The sequence below is a fragment of the Psychrobacter sp. FME13 genome, assembly GCF_014861395.1.
Taxonomy (GTDB): Bacteria; Pseudomonadota; Gammaproteobacteria; order Pseudomonadales; family Moraxellaceae; genus Psychrobacter.
Map to the genome: position 1 here is coordinate 1 of NZ_RRYV01000280.1, position 1,630 is coordinate 1,630.

A 1,630-nucleotide genomic window follows, 5' to 3' on the forward strand; every position below is an offset into this window, starting at 1 on the left:
GGCTCTGTTTTAATAGTGTGTTGATATAACTTATTGATAAATGATATAATGACTCTACAGGCTTTGATTTATAAGGGTTTAACCATGTCAACCGCCACAAAAAACATCGACATTCTCAAACAGTTATTCAACAACCTTTCTGAGAAAGAAAAACAGCTCTTTCTTGGTGATATTTCAGGTCAAAATTCTCTTGAAAAAGTTATTGCAGCTAAAGAGGTATCAAAATGCCCTCATTGCGACTCTACCCATTTCGTCAAAAATGGCACTAAATGCAACAACCAACGCTACTTGTGCCGTGACTGCAAAAAATCATTTGTTGAGCAAACAGGCACTATATTATACAACTCGCAAAAAGGCATTGAGGTTTGGGAAAAGTATATCCACTGTATGATTGAGAAGTACCCCTTACGCAAATGCGCCAAAATATGTGATATCAATTTGGCTACCGCCTTTGCATGGCGACACAAGATACTTGATGCGCTACAAAATATGATGACTGACGTTGAGCTTGATGGTGTCGTGCAAGCTGACGAAACATTTACCGCAATATCATATAAGGGTAATCACAAGTCTTTTAAATTGCCACGTATAGCCTATAAGCGAGGAACTAAGGCGAGTAAGCGTGGCTTATCAACAGAAAAGGTTTGCGTTCCTTGTGCCGTCAACTTAGATGGTCTATCCGTTGCTAAGATATCAAACCTAGGCAAACCATCATTAAAAGACTTGCAGAAAGTATTAGATGGCAATATCTCAAAAAACTCAGTATTTGTTACTGACTCGCTGCGTCCTTATCAAAAACTATCACTGGATATGGAGCTAAATCACATCCGTATTGCTACTAAGAAACGCAGTAATGGCTTATTCAATATCCAAATGGTCAATAACTACCACAGTAGGCTTAAAGACCTGATAACGCACCGCTTTAAGGGTGTGGCTACTAAGTATTTGAACAACTACCTTGTGTATCATAACTTTGTTAATTTTGCTAAAGGGTCATCAGAGAGTAAAGAGTCCGTACTGCTAGATTTTATTCGTAACACGCTATGCACAAGCAAGACTGCTGATTTGTCTAGTCGTCCTGCTGTACCTGTCTAACCATTAAGGCTGTTGGGCTGTACTCTATCTTTTTATTTAGATAAAGCTAGTTAAGCTACTTCGGCATGGCAGACCTCACCATCCTTTAGTCGTCTAGCATATACTTTTTCCATTAGGTTAAAAATATCGTCCATACTTAGTTCTTTAACTTTAATTGCGCTCCCACGCTCCCATCCATCAGCGTCATGGTATGCGTAGGTCATGCAGTCAAGGTCTTTGATATCAGTACGTTTGACCGCTTGGGAACTAGCAGTTGGAGCGTGTAGGTTTATGTATATCTCAATCTCATCAGCATACTTACTATCGCTTAGATTGAATATCAATATCAATACACTTCTATCAGCAATAGCGTAGTATAAATTGCAATAGAAATTCTCTATGGCTTGTAGTACATTATGTAGAAATTCATCTTTGTCTACTAATTCGGGGTTAGTGATATCTACTACCATATACTTAATTCCTTTTGTTTGCTTAAATCAAAACTACTATAACACCATTATTCTATCATTAAATTAATCAACACATTATTAAAACA

Annotated in this window: 2 protein-coding genes; one reads left to right on the top strand and one right to left on the bottom strand. The window is 37.7% G+C overall.

Annotated features, from left to right (window positions below):
- Window positions 1-84: 84 nt before the first annotated feature.
- On the top strand, window positions 85-1,095 hold the full coding sequence (locus tag EI164_RS15985) for an IS1595 family transposase (RefSeq protein ID WP_192520968.1): 1,011 nt from the start codon (window positions 85-87) through the stop codon (window positions 1,093-1,095).
- Between the two features lie 50 nt (window positions 1,096-1,145).
- Here EI164_RS15985 and EI164_RS15990 read toward each other — a convergent pair whose 3' ends face one another.
- Window positions 1,146-1,544 carry a hypothetical protein gene (locus EI164_RS15990; protein ID WP_192520969.1) on the bottom strand — a complete coding sequence of 133 codons (399 nt, stop codon included), beginning with the start codon at window positions 1,542-1,544 and terminating at the stop codon, window positions 1,146-1,148.
- Window positions 1,545-1,630: the final 86 nt, after the last annotated feature.